General features: G+C 68.3%; 16 protein-coding genes. 9 read left to right on the top strand and 7 right to left on the bottom strand.

What is annotated here, in order from left to right; translation table 11 throughout:
* From FM069_RS12180 to FM069_RS12165, 4 genes are all read right to left on the bottom strand, one after another.
* A partial coding sequence (locus tag FM069_RS12180; RefSeq protein ID WP_143488614.1) for an ATP-binding cassette domain-containing protein occupies positions 1 to 1,579 on the bottom strand: 1,579 nt, incomplete at its 3' end.
* Positions 1,576 to 2,649, bottom strand: a complete 1,074-nt coding sequence (locus FM069_RS12175) for an HlyD family secretion protein (RefSeq protein WP_143488613.1) — start codon at positions 2,647 to 2,649, stop codon at positions 1,576 to 1,578. The genes FM069_RS12175 and FM069_RS12180, both read right to left, overlap by 4 nt.
* Before the next feature lie 105 nt (positions 2,650 to 2,754).
* Positions 2,755 to 4,821: an LTA synthase family protein gene (locus FM069_RS12170; RefSeq protein WP_143488612.1), complete on the bottom strand. Its 2,067-nt coding sequence runs from the start codon at positions 4,819 to 4,821 to the stop codon at positions 2,755 to 2,757.
* Positions 4,822 to 5,591: 770 nt separating this feature from the next.
* Positions 5,592 to 6,983 (bottom strand): mannan-binding lectin, encoded by a 1,392-nt coding sequence (locus FM069_RS12165; RefSeq protein WP_178106725.1) that lies wholly within the window; start codon positions 6,981 to 6,983, stop codon positions 5,592 to 5,594.
* 209 nt (positions 6,984 to 7,192) lie between these two features.
* Here FM069_RS12165 and FM069_RS12160 point away from each other — a divergent pair, with 209 nt between their 5' ends.
* Complete coding sequence (locus FM069_RS12160) at positions 7,193 to 7,798, top strand: peptidoglycan recognition protein family protein (RefSeq protein WP_143488610.1); 606 nt, start codon at positions 7,193 to 7,195, stop codon at positions 7,796 to 7,798.
* 128 nt (positions 7,799 to 7,926) lie between these two features.
* Positions 7,927 to 8,190, top strand: a complete 264-nt coding sequence (locus tag FM069_RS12155) for a hypothetical protein (RefSeq protein ID WP_143488609.1) — start codon at positions 7,927 to 7,929, stop codon at positions 8,188 to 8,190.
* A 17-nt stretch (positions 8,191 to 8,207) separates the two neighbouring features.
* On the opposite strand, the gene FM069_RS12150 is transcribed toward FM069_RS12155, so the two are convergent.
* On the bottom strand, positions 8,208 to 8,510 hold the full coding sequence (locus FM069_RS12150) for a hypothetical protein (protein ID WP_143488608.1): 303 nt from the start codon (positions 8,508 to 8,510) through the stop codon (positions 8,208 to 8,210).
* A gap of 203 nt (positions 8,511 to 8,713) precedes the next feature.
* Here FM069_RS12150 and FM069_RS12145 point away from each other — a divergent pair, with 203 nt between their 5' ends.
* On the top strand, positions 8,714 to 9,760 hold the full coding sequence (locus FM069_RS12145; protein WP_143488607.1) for a threonine aldolase family protein: 1,047 nt from the start codon (positions 8,714 to 8,716) through the stop codon (positions 9,758 to 9,760).
* A 72-nt stretch (positions 9,761 to 9,832) separates the two neighbouring features.
* Here FM069_RS12145 and FM069_RS12140 read toward each other — a convergent pair whose 3' ends face one another.
* Positions 9,833 to 10,327, bottom strand: coding sequence for a hypothetical protein (locus FM069_RS12140; RefSeq protein ID WP_233282026.1), 495 nt, complete (start codon positions 10,325 to 10,327; stop codon positions 9,833 to 9,835).
* A 114-nt stretch (positions 10,328 to 10,441) separates the two neighbouring features.
* Here FM069_RS12140 and FM069_RS12135 point away from each other — a divergent pair, with 114 nt between their 5' ends.
* The 3 genes from FM069_RS12135 (at position 10,442) to FM069_RS12125 (ending at position 15,366) form a co-directional block, all read left to right on the top strand.
* On the top strand, positions 10,442 to 13,159 hold the full coding sequence (locus tag FM069_RS12135; RefSeq protein WP_143488605.1) for a putative bifunctional diguanylate cyclase/phosphodiesterase: 2,718 nt from the start codon (positions 10,442 to 10,444) through the stop codon (positions 13,157 to 13,159).
* Between the two features lie 215 nt (positions 13,160 to 13,374).
* A complete protein-coding gene (gene msrA / locus FM069_RS12130) occupies positions 13,375 to 14,022 on the top strand; it encodes a peptide-methionine (S)-S-oxide reductase MsrA (RefSeq protein ID WP_143488604.1) in 648 nt (215 codons plus the stop codon).
* Between the two features lie 84 nt (positions 14,023 to 14,106).
* Positions 14,107 to 15,366, top strand: coding sequence for an HD-GYP domain-containing protein (locus FM069_RS12125; RefSeq protein WP_143488603.1), 1,260 nt, complete (start codon positions 14,107 to 14,109; stop codon positions 15,364 to 15,366).
* Positions 15,367 to 15,617: 251 nt separating this feature from the next.
* On the opposite strand, the gene FM069_RS12120 is transcribed toward FM069_RS12125, so the two are convergent.
* Positions 15,618 to 16,454, bottom strand: a complete 837-nt coding sequence (locus FM069_RS12120) for a 23S rRNA (adenine(2030)-N(6))-methyltransferase RlmJ (RefSeq protein WP_143488602.1) — start codon at positions 16,452 to 16,454, stop codon at positions 15,618 to 15,620.
* Between the two features lie 147 nt (positions 16,455 to 16,601).
* Here FM069_RS12120 and FM069_RS12115 point away from each other — a divergent pair, with 147 nt between their 5' ends.
* From FM069_RS12115 to mscK, 3 genes are all read left to right on the top strand, one after another.
* Positions 16,602 to 18,404 (top strand): acyl-CoA dehydrogenase, encoded by a 1,803-nt coding sequence (locus tag FM069_RS12115; RefSeq protein WP_143488601.1) that lies wholly within the window; start codon positions 16,602 to 16,604, stop codon positions 18,402 to 18,404.
* 218 nt (positions 18,405 to 18,622) lie between these two features.
* Entirely contained in the window at positions 18,623 to 20,368 is a 1,746-nt protein-coding gene (locus FM069_RS12110) for a potassium/proton antiporter (RefSeq protein WP_143488600.1), read from the top strand.
* A gap of 39 nt (positions 20,369 to 20,407) precedes the next feature.
* Positions 20,408 to 23,794, top strand: a complete 3,387-nt coding sequence (gene mscK / locus FM069_RS12105; protein ID WP_143488599.1) for a mechanosensitive channel MscK — start codon at positions 20,408 to 20,410, stop codon at positions 23,792 to 23,794.
* Positions 23,795 to 23,796: the final 2 nt, after the last annotated feature.

Genomic DNA, 23,796 nt, shown 5'->3' with positions numbered 1-23,796 from the left:
GCGCGGGTGCGGCCGGGGTCGGCACCGGGGGCGACGAGGCACTGGCGGCCTCTTCCAGGTAGGCGACGAAGGTGGCTTCCAGGCTACCCAGGCCGCGCTGGCGCACCAGGGCGTCCGGGGTGTCGCTGGCCAGCACGCGGCCGGCGTGCATCAGGGAGATGCGGTCGCAGCGCTGCGCCTCGTTCATGAAGTGGGTGGAGATGAAGATGGTCACGCCCTGGTTGCGCGACAGGTCGATCATCAGCGACCAGAAGCCGTCCCGGGCCACCGGGTCGACGCCCGAGGTGGGCTCGTCGAGGATCAGGATGTCCGGCTCGTGGATCACCGCCACCGCCAGGGACAGGCGCTGGCGGATGCCCAGGGGCAGGTCGCCGGGCAGCGCGTCGGCCACGGCGTCCAGGTCGAAGCGTTGCAGCAGCTCGGCGACCCGCGTCTCGATGCGCGCCGCCGGCAGGTGGAACAGCCGGCCGTGGAGCACCAGGTTCTGCCGCACGCTCAGCTCGCTGTACAGGGAGAACGCCTGGGACATGTAGCCCACCCGCCGCCGGGTGCCCAGGTCGCCGGCGTCCACCGGCCGGCCGAACAGCGCGCAGGTGCCCTCGCTGGCCGGCAGCAGGCCGGTGAGCATCTTCATGGTGGTGGACTTGCCGCAGCCGTTGGAGCCGAGGAAGCCGAAGATTTCCCCGCGTTCGATGCGGAAGCTGACCCGGTCCACCGCGACGAAGTCGCCGAAGCGGCAGGTCAGGCCATCGGCCTCGATGGCGATGGCCGGCGCCCCCGTCGCCGTCGGCCGCGGCGGGATGGCCAGGCTGCGATGGCCGGCGCGCTTGCGTTCCGGCAGCAGGGCGACGAAGGCTTCCTCCAGCTGCGCGGTGCCGGTCTGTTGGCGCAGCTCGGCGGGGCTGCCGGTGGCCAGCACGCGGCCTTCGTCCATGGCCACCAGCCAGTCGAAGCGCTCCGCCTCCTCCATGTAGGCAGTGGCCACCAGCACGCTCATGCCCTGGCGGGCGGCGCGGATGCGCTCGATGAGCTGCCAGAACTGGTTGCGCGACAGCGGGTCGACGCCGGTGGTGGGCTCGTCGAGGATCAGCAGGTCCGGGTCGTGGATCAGCGCGCAGCACAGCCCGAGCTTCTGCTTCATGCCGCCGGACAGCTTGCCCGCCGGCCGCTCGGCGAACGGCGCGAGGCCGGTGCTGGCCAGCAGGTCGGCGATGCGCGCCTCGCGCTCGGCGCGGTCCTGGCCGAACAGCCGACCGAAGAAGTCGACGTTCTCGAACACCGACAGCGTCGGGTAGAGGTTCTTGCCCAGGCCCTGAGGCATGTAGGCGATCCGCGGGCAGACCGCCCGGCGATGGGCGGCGGAGGCCATGTCGCCGCCCAGCACCGCCACCGTTCCCTGCTGCAGGCGCCGCGCGCCAGCCAGCAACGCCAGCAGGCTGGACTTGCCGACCCCGTCCGGGCCGATCAGGCCGACCATGCGGTTGGCCGGCAGGTCCAGGCTGACCGCCTCCAGCGCGCAGGTCTCGCCGTAGCGCAGCGTCACCCGGTCGAGCCGCGCTACCGGGTCCGCGCCGCTCATTGCGGGACCTTGATCTGCAGGTGCTCAGGCCACTGGGCATCCGGCGCCAGGCGCAGGTAGGCCATGCCCGGCACGCCGGTCTTCACATAGTCCTGGTGGGCGCGCAGCAGTGCCGGGTCGATGCGTGCCTTGACCCGGAACATCAGCTTCTCCCGCTCGCTGGCGGTCTCGACGCTCTTGGGAGTGAACTGGGCGACGCTGGCGACGTAGGACACCCGGGCCGGGATCACGTAGTCCGGCAGGGCATCGAACACCAGCCGCACGTCGTCCCCCAGGCGCACCCGGCCGGCCTGGGCCGAAGGCAGGAAGAAGGTCATGTAGACGTCGGACAGGTCCACCAGGTTGAGCAGCTTGCCGCCGGCCGGCAGCACTTCGCCCACCTGGGCCACCCGGTACTGCACCCGGCCGCTGCGGGGCGCCTTGAGCTGGCTGTCCTCCAGGTCGGCCTGCAGGCGCGCGGTGCTGGCGCTGGCCGCCTCGATGGCGGACTGGGCCTCCACCACCTGGGAGCGGGCCGCCTCGATCCCCGCCTCGGCGGCGATCACCTGGGCGCGGGCGGCGGACAGCGCGGCCTGGGCGCTCTGGCTGGTGGCGCTGTCGTCGTCCAGTTGCTGCTGGGGCATCGCGGCGCGCTTGACCAGCGCCTCGGTGCGGGCCAGGCGCTTCTGGGTGGCGGTCAGCTCCGCCTGGCGCTGGACCACCACCGCCTGGGCGCTGGCCTTCTCGCTCTCCCGCTGGGCCACCAGGGCGGCGGCGGTGAGCTTGGCGTTCTGCGCCTGGCGGACCTGGGCCCGGGCCTGCTCCAGCTGGGCCTGGAGCACCTGGGTGTCCATCTGCGCCAGCACCTGGCCGGCCTCGACCACATCGCCCTCGTCCACCCGCAGCTCGGCGACCCGCCCGGCCAGCTTGGTGGCCACGTCCAGCTCGGTGGCTTCCACCCGGCCGTTGCCGCTGGCGAAGCCCTCCCCCAGGCCCTGGGGTGCGAGGCTGCGCCAGGCGTAGAAGGCGCCGGCGGCGACCAGCAGGGCGACGGCGCCCCAGGCGATGGATTGCGTGCGAGTCCGTTTCATCGATTCCCTCCCGTCCTCGAATGTGTCCTTGATCCTACGGTGCGAAGCGGCCGCCCGGCTTGATGCCGGTCAAGCCGGCGGCCCCGTGCCAGGGCCGCCGCCGCGTCACGGCTTGGCGTCGACGACCCCCGCGGTGTTGTCCAGCAGGCTCTCGGTGGCGCTCTTCAGGAACGCGTCGAGGCGGCGCTTGAGGGACGCTTCGTCGGGCGCGTTCTCCACGTGCCGGCTGGACGGCTTAGCGCCGAGCCGGTAGTCGTAGACCTTGGCCGGCATGTCCCGCGGCTGCACCAGGATGCGCTCGCCGGAGACGATGGCCACGGTCTGGTCGCTGCCGGAGGGCTTGATCACCCCGGTGCCCGGGTCGCCCTCGGGCAGGTTCAGCAGGTCGCGGCCCCAGCACTGGTGGCGGGTCTCGCCCCCCAGGCGGCCCATGATGGTGGGCACGATGTCCACCTGGGTGCCGACGGTGTCGCGGCGCGCGCCGAACTTCTCCTGGATGCCCGGGCCGATCAGCAGCAGCGGCACGTTGAAGCGGAACAGGTCCATCTCGGTGAGCTGCTCGTTGCTGCCGAAGCCATGGTCGCCCACCACCACGAACAGGGTGTCCTTGAAGTAGGGCGACTGGCGCGCCTTCTCGAAGAAGCGGCCCAGGGCCCAGTCCGAGTAGCGCATGGCGGTGAGGTGCTGGTCGAGAGAGCCGAAACCGGTCACCGGGTCCACCGGCAGTTGCTCCGGCAGGGCGTACGGGGTGTGGTTGGAGAGGGTCTGCAGCAGCGCGTAGAAGGGTTTCTCCGGGTCGAGGGCGGCCAGTTCCTGGGCGCCGCGGTCGAACATGTCCTGGTCGGACACGCCCCAGGTGGGGTCGGAGAACACCGGGTCCACGTAGTCGCCGCGGCCGATGAAGGTGGTCATGCCCTGGTTGCCGAAGAACCCGGCCTGGTTGTCCCAGGCGAAGTCGCCGTTGTAGACGTAGCGGTCCTCGAAGCCGCGGGCGCTGAGCAGCTGCGGCAGGCCGGAAAACTTGTGGCCGCCCTCGGGCATCTGCATCAGGTATTCGAAGCTGGGCAGGTTGGGGAAGCAGGCCATGGTGGCGAACATCCCCTGGTGGGTGTGGGTGCCGTTGGAGAAGAAGCGCTCGAACAGCACCCCTTCCTTGGCCAGGGCGTCGAAGTTCGGGGTGATGTTCCCCGGCGCGCCCAGGGCGCCCACGTAATGGCCGGCGAAGCTCTCCATCAGGATCACCACCACGTGGCGTACCGGCAGGGTGCGCTCGGCCGGCGGCGTGTAGTCGCGGCGCACCACGGCGCTGTCGGCATCCACCAGGCGGTCGTCGGCGCCCAGCAGCATCTCGCGCACCACCCGGCGGGCCTCGTCGTCGGGCAGGGTGCTCTTCCAGGCGTTGTCGCGGTGGTCGGAAAGCTGGCTCTTGGCCGCGCCGATCAGGGTCAGGGTGCCGTTCAGGCCGAGCTGGTTGGCGAACATCGACTCGGTGGTGAAGGCATCGCCCCAGCGCAGCGGCGGGCCTTGGCGCAGGGTGCCGCGGGCCGCCAGCACCGCCACCAGCAGGCAGGCGACGAACACCGCCAGGTGCGCGTACCAGGGGCTGCGGCGGGTGGCCGGCGCCAGGCTCAGGGCCCGCGGCGGCCGAGGCCGGGTGGCCAGGTCTAGGCGCTTGAACAGCCAGGCCAGCAGCAGCGTCGCCAGCAGCCAGGCCAGCAGGTAGCGCAGCACCGGGAAGCCATACCAGAGCATGCTCATCACGGTCTTCGGGTCTTCCTTGACGTACTGGAACACCAGGCCGTTCAGGCGCTGGTGGAATTCCCGGTAGAAGTCCAGCTCCAGCAGGCCGAGGAACAGGGTCACGCTGGCGAACAGCGTCAGCCAGGCGCGGAACAGGCCGCGGGCATTCATCGCCGGCCGCCAGAGCAGCGCCAGCAGCAGCGGCACGCAGGCGTAGACCACCAGGCGCAGGTCGAAGCGCAGGCCGTTGCCGAAGGCCTCGGCCAGGGTGGCCACCGGCGTGTCGCCGATCTGTTCGCTGTTGTAGGCCAGCAGGGCCAGGCGCAGGAGGCTGTAGAGCAGCATCAGCAGCAGGGCGCTGCCGAGGGTGAAGGTCAGGTGCTGGGCAAGGCCGATGGCGGGTTTGCCGAGGCGGTTATCCACGGGAGGCATGGTGTGTCGAGGTCCGTCCGCTGAGCTGTGAAGTCGGGAATGTCCTTGCCCAGGCAGGCGCGGCTGCGCGGTCGGCCGGACGTCAGCCGCGCAGTGTGGCATCGCCGAGGAAACACAGGCAACGCATCGCCCTCGACAATTCGTTGCCGGCGATCCGGTGGCGGCGTGGGCGGGGAGTTGATCAGAAGCCCTCAGGGTGGGCAGCCGGCACGGCGTTCAGGCGCTCGGCGGGCAACCCCGCGTCAGCTTTTCCACCGTTTCGGTGGATGAGCCTGTGGACAACCTGTCCGCAGGCGGGAGGGAACCGCGGAACACGCCGCCCGCGGAAACTGGACAGATTTCGATCAGCCCGCGCCGGTTTGCCCACATCTTCCGTGGACGGTCCTGTGGACAACCTGTTGGACAAACGCCACCGCCCCGAGTGGGCGCGGCCTGCGCCGGCTGCTCGATTTTCGCTCACCGGGAACGCGGGCAGTCTTGCTATCAGGGGGTTTCACCGGGTCGGGAGCGCAAAACAGGCGGAGGGGAAGCGAGAGGCCGCAGATGGCTGCGGCCTGTGGATGAATCTGTGGGCAACCGTTGTACAAGCGGTGCATCCGCTGTGAAAAGTGTCCACTTCCCTCCGAACGGCCCGACCCAGCCCTGCTCCGGAAATCACCCGGCGTTATACACAAGGACTGTGCATCAGCCTGGGGATAACCTGTGTGGCCCCTGCCCTATCCCAGGCAGGGCGCCAGCTGCACCCAGGCGCCGATATTTCACTCAGCCCCTCATCCGCCGCAGCATCCGCACACCGAGCTGCGTCCTTGCACGGTGGTGGTCCAGTTGCCGCTCCAGCCGCCCTTGTCCTTGCAGGTCTGCACGCATTTCTGCTGGGCGTCGTCGTTGTTCCAGATAGGGCCGGCATTGACGTCCAGGTTGCGGCACTGGCCGCCGGCGATGTCATCGAAGATGTGACTCAGGCCAGAGCTGGGCAGCGTGTTGCTGGCCGGCGTGGTGTAGTTGTGGCAGCCGAAGCAGTTGGACACGAAGGACTTGCTGGGGTCGACGCTCTGGAAGGTGGTCTCCATCACCGCGTTGGCCAGGCGGATCGAGCCGCGCTGGTTGCTGATGATCTGCGACGGCTGCTTGATGTCGCTTTCCCAGAGGGCGCCGATGTTCATGTAGTTCTGCCAGACCGCCATGGGGTCGTCGCTGCCCAGGCCCGCCAGGAAGCCATGCAGCTGGCTGTTGAGGCCATCGACGATGGCGATGTTCTCGGCGCCCTTGTCATCGGTCAGGTCGGTGCCGTCGTGGTACACCCGGCACAGCTCCGACGGCGTGCCGGTGAGGTTCTTGCTGGGCGCCGCGGTGTTGAACTGGCACGCCGGCGGCTGGGTGGGCAGTTGGCTGGCGCAGCTGGCGCTGGTGAACGACCAGCCCTCGGCGGGCGCCGTGGAGGCAGCATTGCACTCCGGCAGGTTGCTGCGGTGCTCGAAGGTGGCCCAGACGAACTCGGGATGCAGTGCGGTGGCGATCGCCAGGTGGAAGCCCACCAGCCCCAGCAACTCGTTGCCCGGGGCGCCGTCCACGTTGGCCTCGATCCAGAAATAGCTGCCGCGCTCGGCCGGGGTGATGATCCGCCATGCGGTCTTGATCTCCGTGGTGCCCGGCGGGAAGTTCGGCGACGCTTGGATCTGCCCGACGTTGCACAGGGTGCGACTGAAGCGGATCTCGTAGAAGACCACGTTGCCCTGCTGGTCGAAGATGGTGGCGCCGCCCCCGGCCTGGCCGGTGCGCTCCGGCAGGATGAACGGGGTGTCCTCCGCCATGGGCTTCACGGTGCGCACGAACATCGCCTCGGCCGGCACGCCCTCGGCGCAGGAGTCGGTCCCGGTGGCCTGCAGCAGCGGGTAGTTGGCCGGCACCTGGAACACCCGGGAGGTGCCATCGGCGGAGGGTTTCACCAGGGCCAGGAACCACTGCCAGGCGAACTGGTAGAACTGGCAGAACTCCGCGTTGGCGCCATCCGGCACTTCCGCCGGCGGGTTGGGGTGGGAAATCCAGGTGGGCTCCGCGTTGCACGGCTGGGAGACCGCGAAGGCTTCCGGCGCCACCAGCAGCGGGGCGACCAGGAGGGCGAGCAGCAGGAACAGGCGACGCAGGCGGCGAGGCGCGGGCATGGGGCTTCTCCTTGAACGATCAATGCCGTCAGTTCCATCCACCCAGCCGCCCTCGGCATCATGAGCGCCTCCAGAGCATAGCCAGCGGAATCCACATACCCGACGAATTCTTCCAGGCGGCATTCGCGCGTCCATGCGTGGATGATCACAGAAACCGAAAGACAGCCTCGCTATGCTGAGGCCATCAGCCAACCTACAAGGACGAAGCTATGGCCATTGTCGATTCGGATGGAATGCTCATCGATGTGTTAATCACACCGCGCCGTTATACCGCGCTGGAGCATGGAGATCTCAAAGTATTGAACGCTATCATCGTGCATCAGACGGATAGCTATGATTCTGACTCTGTATTTAGTAGCTACAGCGGCAATAGTGGTATCGGCGCTCACTTTCTTATAGAGCGTGATGGCAAAATCTACCAAACAGCCAGTCTCAAAAAACGTTGCTTCCATGTAGGTAAACGGATCAAGTCCAAATGCGTAGACTTGGAAATGAATACATGTGACGCCACGCGCGCCAAAATGCTCGCAGCCGGCTTAGGTTACTCCATAGCAGCAATAGATAAATTAGAGCGACAAAAAACTTACCCTGATCGTTACCCGACCAACTCCGACTCAGTAGGAATCGAGTTGGTCGGCAAATTCGAGAAGACAACAAATGCTTACCAAGCAGTATCCGCTCAACAAAATACGTCGCTTCAATACCTCATCGATATCGTTTACGAACTTTATTCGATAACCTCCAACGATGTGTATAAGCACCCCCAGGTTTCTTACAAGAACCCAGGCGAGGCAGGCACAGCCCTATGGAAATAAGGATGATTGGAGTCTTACTGGGTACGATCTTTACGGTCTCTTCAGCGGCAGGCTCACCAGAACCTGCCCTTAAACAAGTGAGGGTCAATCAATTTGTTTCCAGCTCACCCAGTTGCACGAAGGACGACTTGTCGTTGAAGCCCGCGCAGGTGGCCGCTTTCTTCACGCGTGCCAGGCAGGTGTCGTCGGAGACGTTGATCCGCGATTATTTGTGGGCGCCCTGCAAGTTGGTGGGCACCCTGCAGGCCGGGAACGAACGCTGCAGCTGGGAGCTGTACGCCAGCGCCATCGGCACCCTCGCCTGCCCGTCGGGTACCACGTATCACGCCTGCGACGAGGGCGAATGCGACGATCTGCTGGGGTCGACCTTTACCGACAACCGCGAGCGCTGAGGCTCGCGGCTCGGGAATCAGCGGTTCAGCTGGCTGAGGCAGCTCTTGGAAACGGCGAGCATCCGCTCGTGGGTCTTCGGCGGCAACGGGGTCTTCTGGGTGGCGATTTCCTGGATCTCCGCCTCGCTCAGGTCGTGGCTGATCTTCTCCGCCGCACAGTCGCAGTAGCCCTGCAGCTTGTCGTGGGCGACGTTGGACTCGGCGCTGGCCATGCATTCCTTGACGAAAGACGCCCGGGCGCCGGACGGCCACTCGGCGGCGTGGGCGGGCAGTGCGGCGAACAGGGGGGCACAGAGGGCGAGCAGGGAGAGGTAGCGCATGGGGCGAGGCTCCTGTATCGGGGGCGGCAGTCCGCCAGGCGGACGTTCCCTTTGTGAGGCCGGGCGGCCCGCGGAGTTCCTCGCCGGACGCCGGCGGCGGCGTTCCTCCCACCGGCGCCTCGCTTTCCCCCGCTCGATCCGCATACAGTAGCGCCCATGCTCCGGCCCCGGCGCGCCGGACACCCTGTCACAAGGAATCGACCATGACCGATCAGACCCAACAGTTCGCCAGCGACAACTATTCCGGCATCTGCCCCGAGGCATGGGCGGCGATGGCCGAAGCCAACCAGGGCCACCAGCGCGCCTACGGCGACGACCAGTGGACCGCCCGTGCCGCCGACCATTTCCGCCGGCTGTTCGAGACCGACTGCGAAGTGTTCTTCGCCTTCAACGGCACCGCTGCCAACTCCCTGGCGCTGTCGTCCCTGTGCCAGAGCTACCACAGCGTGATCTGCTCGGAGACCGCCCACGTCGAGACAGACGAGTGCGGCGCACCGGAGTTCTTCTCCAACGGCTCCAAGCTGCTGCTGGCGCGCACCGAGAACGGCAAGCTGACGCCGGCGGCGATCCGCGAGGTGGCGCTCAAGCGCCAGGACATCCACTACCCCAAGCCGCGGGTGGTCACCCTGACCCAGGCCACCGAGGTGGGCAGCGTCTACCGGCCCGACGAAGTCCGTGCCATCAGCGCCACCTGCCGCGAGCTGGGCCTGCACCTGCACATGGATGGCGCGCGCTTCTCCAACGCATGCGCGTTCCTCGGCGCGACGCCGGCCGAGCTGAGCTGGAAGGCCGGGGTCGACGTGCTGTGCTTCGGCGGCACCAAGAACGGCATGGCGGTGGGCGAGGCGATCCTGTTCTTCAACCATGACCTGGCCGAAGACTTCGAGTACCGCTGCAAACAGGCCGGGCAACTGGCGTCGAAGATGCGCTTCCTCTCGGCGCCCTGGGTCGGCCTGCTGCAGGACGGCGCCTGGCTGCGCCATGCCAACCACGCCAACCGCTGCGCCCGCCTGCTGGCGGAGGAAGTGGCGGACGTTCCGGGCGTCAGTCTGATGTTCCCGGTGGAGGCCAACGGGGTGTTCCTGCAAATGTCCGAGCCGGCCCTGGACCTCCTCCGCGAGCGGGGCTGGCGCTTCTATACCTTCATCGGCGCCGGCGGTGCCCGCTTCATGTGTTCCTGGGACACCGACGAGGCCCGGGTACGGGAACTGGCGGCGGACATCCGCGAGGCGATGCGGGCGGCGGGCTGACCAGGCACACAGCCAATAAAAGCGGGGCGGCGCCCTCGCTGCCGCCGCGTCACCCGACGGCGCCGATGAGCCTCAGCCCTTCTGTACGTTGCGCACCAGGAAGCTCAGGGCCTTGGCCAGTTCCTCGGCGCCCTTGAGGTCGCGCACGGTGCGCAGCCAGGGGCTGCCGTCGGCGGGGTTGTAGAAGGTGCAGGTGATGCCGCTCTGGGGGCATTCGTAGCGGATGAACGGGTCGAGGCCGAACACCGAGAGCCGTTCGGTGCGCACCGCCAGTCGGGTGCCGTGTTCGGCGCGCTGCTCTTCCCGGGCCAGCAACTCGCCCGGGTGGCCGACGCTCAGGCGGTAGGACAGATCGTCGCGCTGGGGCTGGCCCACCTGGTAGCCGGCGCGCAGGGCATAGGTCCCCAGCAGGCTGTTGCAGTGCTCCAGCAGGGCGCGGCGCTCGTCGCCGGTCAGGTACAAGCGCTTGAGGCCGGCGATGTAGCGTTGTTGTTCGGAATCTTCCAGGCGTGCATTCCCTTCGGCAGCCGACGCCGCCGACGCGCAGCAGGCCAGTGCCAGCGCCATTGCCGCGCCGAGTTGTCTTGTCAGTCCCATTCCCATGATGCACCCTTGGTCAACGCGAGAGTCAACGCGGGCCGAGGCCCGAACCCGGTCAGCATACTGGAAGCCCACCGCCCGATGAAAAGCCATCCCGATGCCGCCAGCCGTACGGCGGCCGAGGTTGTGACGCAGTTGCCAGTCCCGTCGCGGCTTGGCCTCCTGCGCTTCGAGCGGCTGAACGAGGCGAGCTGGGCCCTGCTCTTCCTCGACCCGGGCTGCGAACGCCGCCTGGGTCTGCCCGCCAGCGCCCTGTGCGCCCTGCTGGACGCCCCCTACGCCAGCCTGATGGAGCCGGAAGCTCGCTACCGGCTCCACGACGTGATCCAGCGCCAGCTGGGCGAACGCTCCCACTACCTGGTGCGCTACACGCTGCACACGCCGCTGGGCGCATTGACCCTGCTGGAGCTGGGCGAGCCGTTCCAGCAGCACGGCCGCCAGTTGCTGCGGGGCTACCTGCAGGTGCTGGACGAGGCCCCGGCCGCCGTGGCCAGCGACAGCTCCCGGGTGGCCGAGCTGGAAAGCCAGAACGATCGCCTGCGCACCACCCTGGACCTGTACCGGCGCGCCCAGGAAGAACACCGCCAGCACCTGGTCCGCTCCCGCGCCCAGCAGAACCTGATCGTGCGCCTGGCGCGCCACCGCTACGTGTCCGACGACCCGCTGCGGGAGGCCGCCGAGCTGATCACTCAGGCCGCCAGCGAGCTCTACGAGGTGGGCCGGGTGAGCATCTGGGGCCTGCGCGAGGACCGCCTGGAGGCAGTGGTGCGCTACGACCGCACCCTGACCTGCCACGAGCGGCCCGACCCCATCGACGCCAGCGCCTACCCCCACTACCTGGAGGCGCTGCAGAGCGGGCGGGCCATCGATGCCCATAACGCCCAGCACGACCCGCGCACCCGCGAACTGATCGAAAGTTACCTGCGCCCCACCGGGATAAGCGCCCTGCTGGACGCCAGCATCCGCATCGATGGCGAAGTGGTGGGTGTGCTGTGCCTGGAGCACATGGGCAGCGAGCGCCACTGGCAGGCCGACGAGATCGCCTTCGCCGGCGAGCTGGCCGACCAGTACGCCCAGGTGCTGATGAACCACGAGCGGCGCAACGCCTCCAGCGCCCTGCACCTGTTCCAGCGCGCCGTGGAACAGAGCGCCAGTGCCTTCCTCCTGGTGGACCGCGAGGGCCGGGTGGAGTACGTCAACCCCAGCTTCACGGCCATCACCCAATATTCCACCGACGAGGTCTACGGCCGCCGCCTGGCGGAGCTGGCGGTGCTGGAGAACCTCGGCGAGCAGCTGTTCGACGCCCGTTCCAGCCTGGCCCAGAGCCACAGCTGGCAAGGCGAGTTCCGCAGCCGGCGGAAGAACCTCGAGCCCTACTGGGCACAGCTGTCCATCTCCAAGGTGCACAACGAGAAGGGCGAGCTGACCCACTACATCGGCATCTACGAGGACGTCACCGAGAGCAAGCTGGCCCAGCAGCGTATCGAGAAGCTGGCCTACCAGGACAACCTCACCGGCCTGGGCAACCGGCCGTGCTTCATCCGCAACCTGGAGGAGCGTTTCCAGCAGGACGACGGCAAGCCCCTCAGCCTGCTGCTGGTGGACATCGACAACTTCAAGCGGATCAACGACAGCCTCGGCCACCAGACCGGCGACAAACTGCTGATGAGCCTGGCCCGGCGCCTGCGCAATACCCTGGCGCCCAGCGGTACCCTGGCGCGCTTCGCCAGCAACGAGTTCGCCGTGCTGCTGGACGGCGCCGACCTGCTGGCCGGCCAGCGCATGGCCAACCAGTTGCTGCAGACCCTGGACAAGCCGCTGTTCGTCGACAACCAGCTGATCAGCGTCACCGGCTCGGTGGGCTTGGCCTGCGCGCCGCTGCACGGCGACGACCCGCAGACCCTGATGAAGCACGCGGGCCTGGCGCTGCACAAGGCCAAGGCCAACGGCAAGCACCAGGTCCAGCTGTTCACCGAAGCCCTCAACGCCGAGGCCAGCTACAAGCTGTTCGTCGAGAACAACCTGCGCCGGGCCCTGGCGCAGAACGAGCTGGAGGTGTTCTACCAGCCCAAGCTGTGCCTGAAGACCGGCCAGCTGCTGGGCATGGAGGCGCTGCTGCGCTGGAACCACCCGGAGAAGGGCATGATCCGCCCGGACCAGTTCATCAGCGTGGCGGAAGAGACCGGCATGATCATCCCCATCGGCAAATGGGTGATCCGCGAGGCCTGCCGCATGAGCCGCCAGCTCAGCGCCGGCGGCCTGGGCGACCTGCAGGTGGCCATCAACCTGTCGCCCAAGCAGTTCAGCGACCCGGACCTGGTGGGCTCCATCGCGGCGATCCTCCACGAAGAGCAGCTCTCGGCGGACCTGCTGGAGCTGGAGCTGACCGAATCCCTGCTGCTGGACGCCACCGACGATACCCGCCAGCAGCTGGGGCGCCTGAAGAGCCTCGGCGTGACCCTGGCGATGGACGACTTCGGCACCGGCTACTCGTCCCTGAGCTACCTGAAGAAATTCCCCATCGACGTGATCAAGATCGATCGCAGTTTCATCAAGGACATTCCCGACAGCCAGGACGACATGGAGATCACCTCGGCGGTGGTGGCCATGGCCCACAACCTCAAGCTCAAGGTGGTGGCCGAGGGCGTCGAGACCCCCGCCCAGCTCGCCTTCCTGCGCCGGCAACATTGCGACGTGGGCCAGGGCTACCTGTTCGACCGCCCGATCCCCGGCAGCGAACTGCTGGCCAGCCTGCGCCGCTACCCCTGCCGGAACCAGGCGAGCGACGCGCCACTCTAGGTCTACAGACCGGGCCTCGCGAGAAGCGGCTCGGGGCGCTGGTCTGCCGTGGACACTGCGGCACTCCGCTCCCGGCCCGATTTAGACCCAAGCCATCGGTGACCCCGGGATCCGCGTCTTCGGCGCGGCCGCGTCCATCGGCCGGTCACCAGCCGCCCTGCGCCCCGCTGTCGAATCCGGCTACCATCAGGGTTCCCGCCACCAGGAGATGCCCCATGGCCCTGCGCTCCCAGATCCTCGTCCACCGTCAGGAAATCCCCACGCCGGAACAGGCGCTGCCGGGACGCGACACGCCCATGCCGATCCCGGCGAACCACTTTGTCAACGGCCGCCCTGTGAGCGGGCCGTTCCCGGCCGGCCTGCAGCAGGCGGTGTTCGGCCTGGGTTGCTTCTGGGGCGCCGAGCGGCGCTTCTGGCAGGAGCCGGGGGTGTGGACCACCGCCGTGGGCTATGCCGGCGGCTCGACGCCCAACCCCACTTACGACGAGGTCTGCTCCGGGCTCACCGGGCATACCGAGGTGGTGCTGGTAGTGTTCGATCCGCAGCAGGTGTCCTACGCGCGGCTGCTCACGGTGTTCTGGGAAGCCCACAACCCGACCCAAGGCATGCGCCAGGGCAACGACACCGGCACCCAGTACCGCTCGGCCATTTACTGCGGCGATGCGGCCCAGCTGGAGGCGGCCCGCGCCAGCCAGGCGGCGTTCCAGGCGGAACTGGACCGCGCCGGCTACGGCCCGATCACCACGGAGATCGCCGAGCGGCCGCCGTTCTACTACGCCGAGACCTATCACCAGCAATACCTGGCGAAGAACCCCGGCGGCTACTGCGGCCTGGGCGGCACCGGGGTGTGCATGCCGGGCTGAACCGCCGGGCGGGCCGTGCGCCTGGCGTGGGGGCGCACTAGTATCTAGCCAATAGCCATCAACCGAACGTCACGCGAGTCCGGCATGCCCGATACGCCCGTCTACATCGCCCCCGAGCAGCTCTGCGTCGGCCTCTATGTCCAGTTGGACCTGGGGTGGTGGGAACATTCCTTCGCCTTCAGCAACTTCAAGATCAAGGACGAGGCCCAGCTCAAGGCCCTGCGCGCCCTGGGCCTGAAGAAGGTGCGCTATGACCCGGCGCGCAGCGACGGCTACCCGTTGCCCCTGGTGCCGGTACAGCCGGAAACGGCCGCGGAAGAAGAACCGGCCCCGCCCAGCGCGGAGGAGGTGGCGCGGCAGCAACGGGCGCAGAAGCTCAGCGTGCTGCGCAAGCGCCTGGCGGAGGTGGACCGCAAGTTCATCCAGACCAGCCAGCAGATGAAGCAGCTCAACCAGACCCTGCGCAACAAGCCCGAGGAAGTCCTCAAGCAGGCCGGGGCGGTGGTGGGCGAGCTGCTCCAGGCGATGCTCTGCGAGGATGGCGTGGTGCTCCACAGCATCAACGGCAAGGCGGCCGACGATGCCTATTTCCACCCGCTGAACGTGGCGGTGCTGTCGATGATGCTCGGTCGCCAGCTGGGCTACGACGCCGAGGCCATCCACACCCTGGGCCTGGGGGCACTGCTCCACGACATCGGCAAGCTGGACGTGCCCAGCAAGGTGCTGCTCAAGCCCGACCCGCTGACCCGCGCGGAGCTGCAGTTCTACCAGTTGCACACCGAGTTCGGCGTGCGCCGCGGGCGCCTGCTGATGCTGGACGACGAGGTGCTGCGGATCATCCACGAGCACCATGAGCACTGCGACGGCAGCGGCTTCCCGCGCCAGCTTCACGAGGCCGCCATTGGCCGCCTGAGCCGGGTGGTGGCCATCACCAACCACTTCGACAAGCTGTGCAACCCCCTCGACCCGCGCAATGGCATCAGCCCCCACGAGGCGCTGTCGCGGATGTATGGCCAGCAGCGGTCGCAGTTCGACGAGGTGGCGCTCAAGGCCTTCATCCGCTGCATGGGGGTGTACCCGCCGGGCAGCCTGGTGCAGTTGGAGGACGACCGCTACGGACTGGTGCTGGGCATGCACCCGACCCTGCCCCTCAAGCCGACGCTGATCCTCTACGACGAGAAAGTGCCCAAGGCGGAAGCGCTGATCGTCAACCTGGAGCAGGAGCCGCAGCTCGCCATTGCCCGCTCCGTGCGACCGGCGCAGTTGCCGCCGGAGGCCCTGGACTACCTCAACCCACGCCAGCAACTGACCTACTACGTCGACCCGCGCCAGCCGAAGCGCTAGGTGTTGTACGAAAAGGGCCTGCGCTCGGTGATGCTTCATTAAAACGGGTTCGGGATGCTCGTTTACGGCGCGTAAACTCCGCTTCCTCTCCCTTTTTTGCCTCGCCTGACCTTCGCTCAACGACTTTTCGTACAGAACCCCAGGCCCGGGAACTGCTGGCGGACGCGGGCCCGTTCCCCAGCGCCCTCCCCGGTTCTTTCTGTATGCCGCTTCCTGGCCGGCAAATGCCCGGGCAGACGGGCTGGCCTAGCTCAGTCCGGCACCAGCCAGTCCAGGCGCCAGCCGCCCTGGCTCTGGGCCAGGTGCTCGGCAAGCCACGGCAGCAGTTCCCGCAGGTCCTCCTCCAGGCCCCAGGGCGGGTTGGCGATGGCCAGCCCGGAGCCGGCCAGGCGGCCGGGGTCGTCGGCGGGGTGCACCAACAGCTCGGCGCGCAGCAGCTTCGGCGCCGCCGAACGCTCCAGGGCCTGATAGAAGCGCTTCAGCTGGCGCTCCTCCTTGATCGGGTACCAGATCGCCACCACCGCCTGGCGCATGCGGCCGACGGCCTCGTCCAGGGCGGTGACGCAGCGCTGCAGCTCGTCGGCCTGTTCGAAGGGCGGGTCGATCAGCAGCAGCGCGCGCTTCTCCCGAGTCGGCAGCAGCGCCCGCGGCAGGTGCCAGCCCTCCCCCAGGTGTACGGCCACGCGGCGGTCGCCGGCCATGTTCTCCTTGAGCAGGCGGCCGTCCTCCGGGTGCTTCTCGTTCAGGTACAGGTGGTCCTGCTCGCGGCTCAGGCGCCGCGCCAGCTCCGGCGAGCCGGGGTAGTAGCGCAGGGCGCCGTCGGGGTTCAGGGCGGCCACCACCGCGCGGTACTCGGCCACCGCCGGTGGCAGCCGCTCGGCCTGCCACAGGCGCTCGATGCCGGCCAGCCATTCGCCGGTGCGGCTGGCGGCGTCGCCGGCCAGGTCGTAGAGGCCGATGCCGGCATGGCTGTCCAGGTAGGCGAAGGGCGCCTCCTTGCGCGACAGCAGGGCGATCAGCCGGGTCAGGGTCAGGTGCTTGAGCACGTCGGCGTGGTTGCCGGCGTGGAAGGCGTGGCGGTAGTTCATCGGCGGTCCTCGCAGCGGTGGGCGATTCTAGCAGGCGCGGCAGGGCCGCCGGGTGCGCCGGCTTTGGCGGCCCATCACCGCGGTGCATGGTGCTAGGCAGGGTTCGTGACCTGCTCCTAGACTGCCCGCCAGCCACTGGAGGTAGCCATGTCCGAGACCCTGCTCAGTTCCCGCAACCTGGCCTTCGAGCTCTACGAAGTGCTGGACGCCGAGGCGCTGACCCGCCGCGAACGCTTCGCCGACCACAGCCGCGGGACCTTCGACGCGGCCCTGGATACCGCCCGCAGCGTCGCCGAGAAGTACTTCGCCCCCCACAACCGCAAGGGCGATGAGGAGGAGCCGCAGTACGTGGACGGCGCCGCCCAACTGATCCCCGAGGTGAAGCCGGCGGTGGAGGCGTTCCTGGAAGCCGGCTTCCACAACGCCACCCGGGATTTCGAGCAAGGTGGCATGCAGTTGCCGACCCTGTTGTCCCAAGCCTGCTTCGCCCATTTCCAGGCGGCCAACGTGGGCAGCGCCGCCTACCCGTTCCTGACCATGGGCGCCGCCAACCTGATCGAGAGCTTCGGCAGCGACGCGCAGAAGCGGCGCTTCCTGCAGCCGATGATCGAGGGGCGCTTCTTCGGAACCATGGCCCTCACCGAGCCCCACGCCGGTTCCTCCCTGTCGGACATCCGTACCCGCGCCGAGCCGGCCGACAACGGCAGCTACCGCATCCGCGGCAACAAGATCTTCATCTCCGGCGGCGACCACCCCCTGGGGGAGAACATCGTGCACATGGTGCTGGCCAAGCTGCCGGACGCGCCGCCCGGGGTGAAAGGCATCTCGCTGTTCATCGTGCCCAAGTTCCTGGTGAACGAGGACGGCAGCCTCGGCGCCCGCAACGACGTCACCCTGGCCGGGCTGTTCCACAAGATGGGCTACCGCGGCACCACCTCCACGGCGCTGAACTTCGGCGACCAGGGCCATTGCGTCGGCTACTTGGTGGGCCAGCCCCATCACGGCCTGGCCTACATGTTCCAGATGATGAACGAGGCGCGCATCGGCGTCGGCATGGGCGCGGTGATGCTCGGCTACGCCGGCTACCTGTACGCCCTCGACTACGCCCGCCAGCGCCCCCAGGGCCGCCTGCCGGACGGCAAGGACGCCAGCGCGCCCCAGGTGGCGATCATCCAGCACCCTGACGTCCGCCGCATGCTGCTGGCGCAGAAGGCCTACGTGGAGGGCGCCTTCGACCTGGCCCTGTATGCCGCGCGGCTGGTGGATGACAGCCAGACCCTGGCGGACGCGGACGAACGCCGCGCCGCTGGCGAACTGCTGGACCTGCTGACCCCGGTGGTGAAGTCCTGGCCTTCCAGCCACTGCCTGAAGGCCAACGAGCTGGCGATCCAGGTCCTCGGCGGCCATGGCTACACCCGCGAATACCCGGTGGAGCAGTACTACCGGGACAATCGCCTCAACCCGATCCACGAGGGCACCCACGGCATCCAGTCCCTGGACCTGCTGGGCCGCAAGGTGGGGCAGAACGGCGGCGCCGCCCTCAAGCAACTGACCCGGCTGATCCAGGCCACCTGCGCCGAGGCCGCCGGCCACCCGGCCCTGGAACCCCTGCGGGCGCCCCTGGAGCAGCTGCTGGGGCACCTCTCCACCGTGACCATGGCGCTGCTGGGCGACCTGCTGCAGGGGGAGGTGAACCGCGGCCTGGCCAACTCGGCGCTGTACCTGGACGCCTTCGGCCACGCGGTGATCGGCTGGCGCTGGCTGGAGCAGGCGGTCCGTGCCCAGCGCGGGCTGGACGCCGGCCAGGCGGCGGACGCCGACTTCTACCGCGGCAAGCTGCAGGCGGCGCGCTACTTCCTCACCTGGGAAGTGCCGGCCTGCCACCACGCCCTGAGCCTGCTGGAAGCCCGGGACGACACCTGCCTGACCATGGCCGACGCCTGGTTCTGACGTCCGGCCAGGCGGCCGTGCCCTCGTATCGCCGAGGGCACGGCGCGCCGCGGGCGAACCCGCCGTGGCGCGCGGCCCGGCAAAGTGCCAGTGCCTTGGCAAAAGCTGGAAAAACGCCTTTACAGCCCGCCAAATCCGCAGGTTAGAATCCGGCAACGGTGTCGCCGTCCCCCGGCACGATGTCCGTCCCCCGCCTTGTCGACCTCCCGGAGTACACCTTGGACGCCAGTACCATCAACAGCCTGTTCCTGATCGGCGCGTTGCTGGTGGGCGCGAGCATCCTGGTCAGCTCGATTTCCTCCAAGGTGGGCATCCCGATCCTGGTGATCATCCTCGCCGTGGGCATGGTGGCCGGGGTCGACGGCCCTGGCGGCATCGGCTTCAGCAACTACCCGCTGGCCTACCTGGTGGGCAACCTGGCACTGGCGGTGATCCTCCTGGACGGCGGCCTGCGCACCCGGGTGTCGAGCTTCCGCGTGGCGCTCTGGCCGGCGCTCTCCATGGCCACGGTGGGGGTGCTGATCACCACCGGACTGACCGGCATGGCCGCCGCCTGGCTGTTCGACCTCAACCTCATGCAGGGCCTGCTGATCGGCGCCATCGTCGGCTCCACCGACGCCGCGGCGGTGTTTTCCCTGCTGGGCGGCAAGGGCCTCAACGAACGGGTCAGCGCCACCCTGGAGATCGAGTCGGGCAGCAACGACCCCATGGCGGTGTTCCTCACCGTCACCCTGATCGACATGCTGGCCAAGGGGCAGACCGACTTCAGCTTCGGCTTCCTCGGCCACCTGCTCAGCGAATTCGGCATCGGCGCGCTGCTCGGCCTGGGTGGCGGCTGGCTGCTGCTGCAGACCATCAACCGCATCAACCTGGCCCATGGCCTCTACCCGCTGCTGGTGGTGAGCGGCGGGCTGGTGGTGTTCGCCCTGACCAACGCCCTGCACGGCAGCGGCATCCTCGCCGTCTACCTCTGCGGCCTGGTGCTGGGCAACCGCACCATCCGTGGCCGCCACGGCATCCTGCACATGCTGGACGGCATGGCCTGGCTGGCGCAGATCGGCATGTTCCTGGTCCTCGGCCTGCTGGTCACCCCCCACGACCTGCTGCCCATCGCCGTGCCGGCCCTGGCCCTGGCGCTGTGGATGATCCTGGTGGCGCGGCCGGCCTCGGTGCTGGTGGGGCTGTGGCCGTTTCGCGCCTTCCACGACCGCGAGAAAGGGTTCATCGCCTGGGTCGGCCTGCGCGGCGCAGTGCCGATCATCCTCGCGGTGTTCCCGATGATGGCCGGCCTGCCCCACGCCCAGCTGTACTTCAATCTGGCGTTCTTCATCGTGCTGGTGTCGCTGCTGCTGCAGGGCGCCAGCCTGCCCCTGGCGGCCAGATTGCTGCGGGTCACCGTGCCGCCGGAGCCGGCGCCCATCTCCCGCGCCGGCCTGGAGATCCACCCCACCAGCGAGTGGGAGCTGTTCGTCTACAGCCTTGGCCCGCAGAAGTGGTGCATCGGCGCCGCCCTGCGGGAGCTGAAGATGCCCGATCACACGCGCATCGCCGCGCTGTTCCGCGGCCGCGAGCTGCTGCACCCGTCCGGCAGCACCATCCTGGAAGCCGGCGACATCCTCTGCGTGATCGGCCACGAGCACGACCTGCCGGCCCTCGGCCGGTTGTTCAGCCAGGCGCCCAAGCGGGGCCAGGACCTGCGCTTCTTCGGCGACTTCGTGCTGGAAGGCGAGGCCCAGCTGAACGACATCGCCGCCCTGTACGGCCTGAAGCTGGAGCACGTGGACGGCAGCCTGCCCCTGAGCCGCTTCATCGTGCAGCAGATCGGCGGCGAGCCGGTGGTGGGCGACCAGGTGGAGTGGAACGGCCTGACCTGGACGGTGGCGTCCATGGAAGGGAACAAGGTGCGCAAGGTGGGCGTCAGATTCCCCGAAGGAGCGCGCCCCGGTCCCGGCCTGTTCCTCTGAAGTCCCTCCTATTCACCTCAGACGTCCCCGACCGAACCCATGGCTTTTCTGCGTAAGACCTTCGCCGCGCTGCTGCTCGGCCTCTGCCTGACCTCCGTTTCCGTCCTCGCCGACGAAGCCCCCGACGCCGCCCGCGTGCAGAGCAGCCTGGACGGGCTGGCCGACCGCAAGCTGCCGGAGGCCGAGCAGGCGGCGATCAAGGACACCCTGGAGCAGACCCTCAAGCTGCTGGCCTCCAAGGCCGACGCCGAGAAGCGCCTGGCCGACCTCAAGCAGCAGCTGACCGATGCCCCGCGGCTGATCACCGAGGCCCAGCGCGAGCTGGCGCGCCTGAAGAACAGCGCCGCGACGCCGGCGGCCCAGCGCTACAGCGGCGCCATGGTGCCGCAGCTGGAGCAGACCCTCAACGAGCGCTCCGCCCAGCTGGCCAGTTGGCAGAAGGCCAGCGCCGACGCCAACAGCCTGATCATCACCGCCCAGACCCGCCCCGAGCGGGCCCAGGCGGAGATCAGCAGCAACCAGACCCGCAGCCAGCAGATCAACGCCACCCTCAAGAGCGGCAAGGACACCGGCAAGCCCCTGGGCGCCGAGCGCCGCGACCAGCTCAACGCCGAGCTGGCGGCCCTCGCCGCACAGACCCAGCTGCGCCGCCAGGAACTGGCCGGCAACAGCCTGCTGCAGGACCTGGGCGCCGCCCAGCGCGAGCTGCTGACCCTGCGCATCGAGCGGATCGAGCAGGACATCGTCGACCTGCAGTCGCTGATCAACGGCAAGCGCCGGGAACATTCCGAGAAGACCGTCGCCGAACTCTCCAAGGAAGCCAAGGACGCCTCCCCCGACAGCCTGCTGGCCCAGGAAAGCGCGCGGAATCTCAAGCTCTCCGACTACCTGCTGCAGGCCACCGACCGCCTCAACGAGCTGACCCAGCGCAACCTGCAGACCAAGCAGCAGCAGGACAGCCTGAACCAGGCCGACCAGGCCCTGGAAGAGCAGATCAGCGTGCTCAAGGGCAGCCTGCTGCTGTCGAAGATCCTCTACCAGCAGAAGCAGGGCCTGCCCCAGGTGAAGATCGACGGCCACCTGGCCGACGAAATCGCCGACATCCGCCTGTACCAGTTCGAGCTGAACCAGCAGCGCGACGACATGGACAGCCCGGCCGGCTACGTCGACCGGCTGCTGGCCAACCAGCCCCCGGACCAGGTCACCCCCGAGCTGCGCAAGCAGCTGCTGGAGCTGGCCAACACTCGCAACGACCTGCTGGAACAGTTGAACCGCGAACTCAGCGCGGTGCTCAACGAATCCATCACCCTGCAGCTGAACCAGAAGGACCTGTACAGCACCAGCCAGTCCCTGCGGGCGACCCTGGACGAGCAGATGTTCTGGATTCCCAGCAACCGCCCGCTGGACGTCAGCTGGTTGAAGCTGGCGCCGGAGTACCTCAAGCGGCAGATCAAGGTGATCGACTGGGGCTCGGCCCTGACCGAACTGGGCACCGGCCTCACCGACCGGCCCTGGGTGTTCATCCCGCTGCTGATGATGATCGGCGTGCTGCTGTGGCGGCGCCGGGCCATCTACGCCAAGCTCAACGCCCTGCACGAGGACGTCGGCCACTTCAAGCGCGACAGCCAGCTGCACACGCCCCTGGCGCTGATGTTCAACATCCTCCTGGCGCTGCCGGTCAGCCTGTTCCTGGCGCTCTGCGGCTTCGCCCTGCAGATCGACGCCCGCGGGCAGAACGCCAACCTGGGCGCGGCGTTGCTGCAGATGGCTCAGGCCTGGCTGGTGTTCTACACCGCCTACCGCATCCTCGCCCCTGGCGGCGTGGCCGAGCTGCACTTCCGCTGGGAGCGCGAGCAGGTCAACTTCCTCAACGTGCAGGTGCGCCGCCTGGGCTTCGTAGTGCTGGCGCTGCTGGCGGTGGTGACCATCGCCGAGCACCAGCCGGCGATGCTCGCCGAGGACGTGATCGGCATCGTCGTGGTGCTCACCTGCTACGCGCTGATGGTACTGCTGATCGGCAAGCTGCTGCTCACCGGCCCGGCCAAGTCCCGCAGCTCCAGCCTGCGCACCCTGATCGGCCTGGCCTTCACCGCGCTGCCGGCCTGCCTGATCGTGGCGGTGGGCTTCGGCTACTACTACACCGCCCTGAAGCTCACCGACCGGCTGATCGACACCCTCTACCTGCTGGTGCTCTGGCTGGTGATCGAGGCCACCCTGATCCGCGGCCTGAGCGTGGCCGCGCGGCGCCTGGCCTACCAGCGCGCGGTGGCCAAGCGCCAGGCGCAGCAGAAGGAAAACCAGGACGGCGCCGAGGTGATCGAAGAGCCCGCCCTGGACATCGAGCAGGTCAACCAGCAGTCCCTGCGGCTGATCCGCCTCGCGCTGCTGGGCATCTTCTTCGGTGCCCTGTACTGGGTGTGGGCGGACCTGATCAGCGTGTTCGCCTACCTGGACAACATCACCCTCTACCAGTACACCAGCGGCACCGGCGCGGCCGCCGCGCAGATGCCCATCAGCCTGCTGGACGTGATCAGCGCGCTGATCATCGTCGTCATCACCGTGGTTCTGGCGGCCAACCTGCCGGGCCTGCTGGAGGTGCTGATCCTCTCGCGGCTGAACCTGGCACAGGGCACCGCCTACGCCACCACCACCCTGCTCTCCTACGCCATCAGCGGCATCGGCATCGTCGCCACCCTGGCCACCCTGGGGGTCAGCTGGGACCGCCTGCAATGGCTGGTGGCGGCCCTCTCCCTGGGGATCGGCTTCGGCATGCAGGCGATCTTCGCCAACTTCATCTCCGGGCTGATCCTGCTGTTCGAGCGCCCGGTGCGGATCGGCGACCTGATCACCATCGGCTCGGTGACCGGCACGGTGAACCGCATCCACATCCGCGCCACCCACATCACCGACGGCGACCGCAAGGCGGTGATCGTGCCCAACCAGATCCTGCTGACCAGCCAGCTGATCAACTGGACCCTGACCGACACCATCACCCGCATCGTCCTCACCTTCAGCGTCGCCCGCGGCACTGACCTGGAACTGGTGCGCAACCTGATGATGCAGGCGACCCAGGAGAACCCGCGGGTGCTGCGCGACCCGGCGCCCTCGGTGCAACTGACCACCTACGGCGCCTCGACCCTGGACCACGAGGTGAAGATCTACGTGCGCGACCTGGGCGACCGCGGCCCGGCCACCGACGAACTGAACCGGCGCATCGACCAGCTGTTCCGCGAACATTCCATCAACGTGGCCGCCGTGCCGAAGATGGACGTGACGGTGAGCAACCGCGACGGCCAGGAACTGAAGATCAACGGCGCCCTGATGGACACCCTGGCCCCCGAAGGCCCGGTGCAACCCGCCGCTCCTAATGCGGCCCGCCCGGATGAACCCGAGCCGGTGCCGGCGCTGCCGGCGCCCAAGCCCTGACC

Origin of the sequence: Pseudomonas mangiferae (assembly GCF_007109405.1) — a bacterium.
Lineage (GTDB): Bacteria > Pseudomonadota > Gammaproteobacteria > Pseudomonadales > Pseudomonadaceae > Pseudomonas_T > Pseudomonas_T mangiferae.
Note: the sequence above shows the minus strand (reverse complement) of the source record. Positions and strands in the feature narration are given on the sequence as shown.

Coding starts and splice junctions, on each gene's coding strand:
- FM069_RS12175 (WP_143488613.1), bottom strand. CDS start 2,649: ATGAAACGGACTCGCACGCAATCCATCGCCTGGGGCGCCGTCGCCCTG.
- FM069_RS12170 (WP_143488612.1), bottom strand. CDS start 4,821: ATGCCTCCCGTGGATAACCGCCTCGGCAAACCCGCCATCGGCCTTGCC.
- FM069_RS12165 (WP_178106725.1), bottom strand. CDS start 6,983: ATGCCCGCGCCTCGCCGCCTGCGTCGCCTGTTCCTGCTGCTCGCCCTC.
- FM069_RS12160 (WP_143488610.1), top strand. CDS start 7,193: ATGGCCATTGTCGATTCGGATGGAATGCTCATCGATGTGTTAATCACA.
- FM069_RS12150 (WP_143488608.1), bottom strand. CDS start 8,510: ATGCGCTACCTCTCCCTGCTCGCCCTCTGTGCCCCCCTGTTCGCCGCA.
- FM069_RS12145 (WP_143488607.1), top strand. CDS start 8,714: ATGACCGATCAGACCCAACAGTTCGCCAGCGACAACTATTCCGGCATC.
- FM069_RS12140 (WP_233282026.1), bottom strand. CDS start 10,327: ATGGCGCTGGCACTGGCCTGCTGCGCGTCGGCGGCGTCGGCTGCCGAA.
- FM069_RS12135 (WP_143488605.1), top strand. CDS start 10,442: ATGAAAAGCCATCCCGATGCCGCCAGCCGTACGGCGGCCGAGGTTGTG.
- msrA (WP_143488604.1), top strand. CDS start 13,375: ATGGCCCTGCGCTCCCAGATCCTCGTCCACCGTCAGGAAATCCCCACG.
- FM069_RS12125 (WP_143488603.1), top strand. CDS start 14,107: ATGCCCGATACGCCCGTCTACATCGCCCCCGAGCAGCTCTGCGTCGGC.
- FM069_RS12120 (WP_143488602.1), bottom strand. CDS start 16,454: ATGAACTACCGCCACGCCTTCCACGCCGGCAACCACGCCGACGTGCTC.
- FM069_RS12115 (WP_143488601.1), top strand. CDS start 16,602: ATGTCCGAGACCCTGCTCAGTTCCCGCAACCTGGCCTTCGAGCTCTAC.
- mscK (WP_143488599.1), top strand. CDS start 20,408: ATGGCTTTTCTGCGTAAGACCTTCGCCGCGCTGCTGCTCGGCCTCTGC.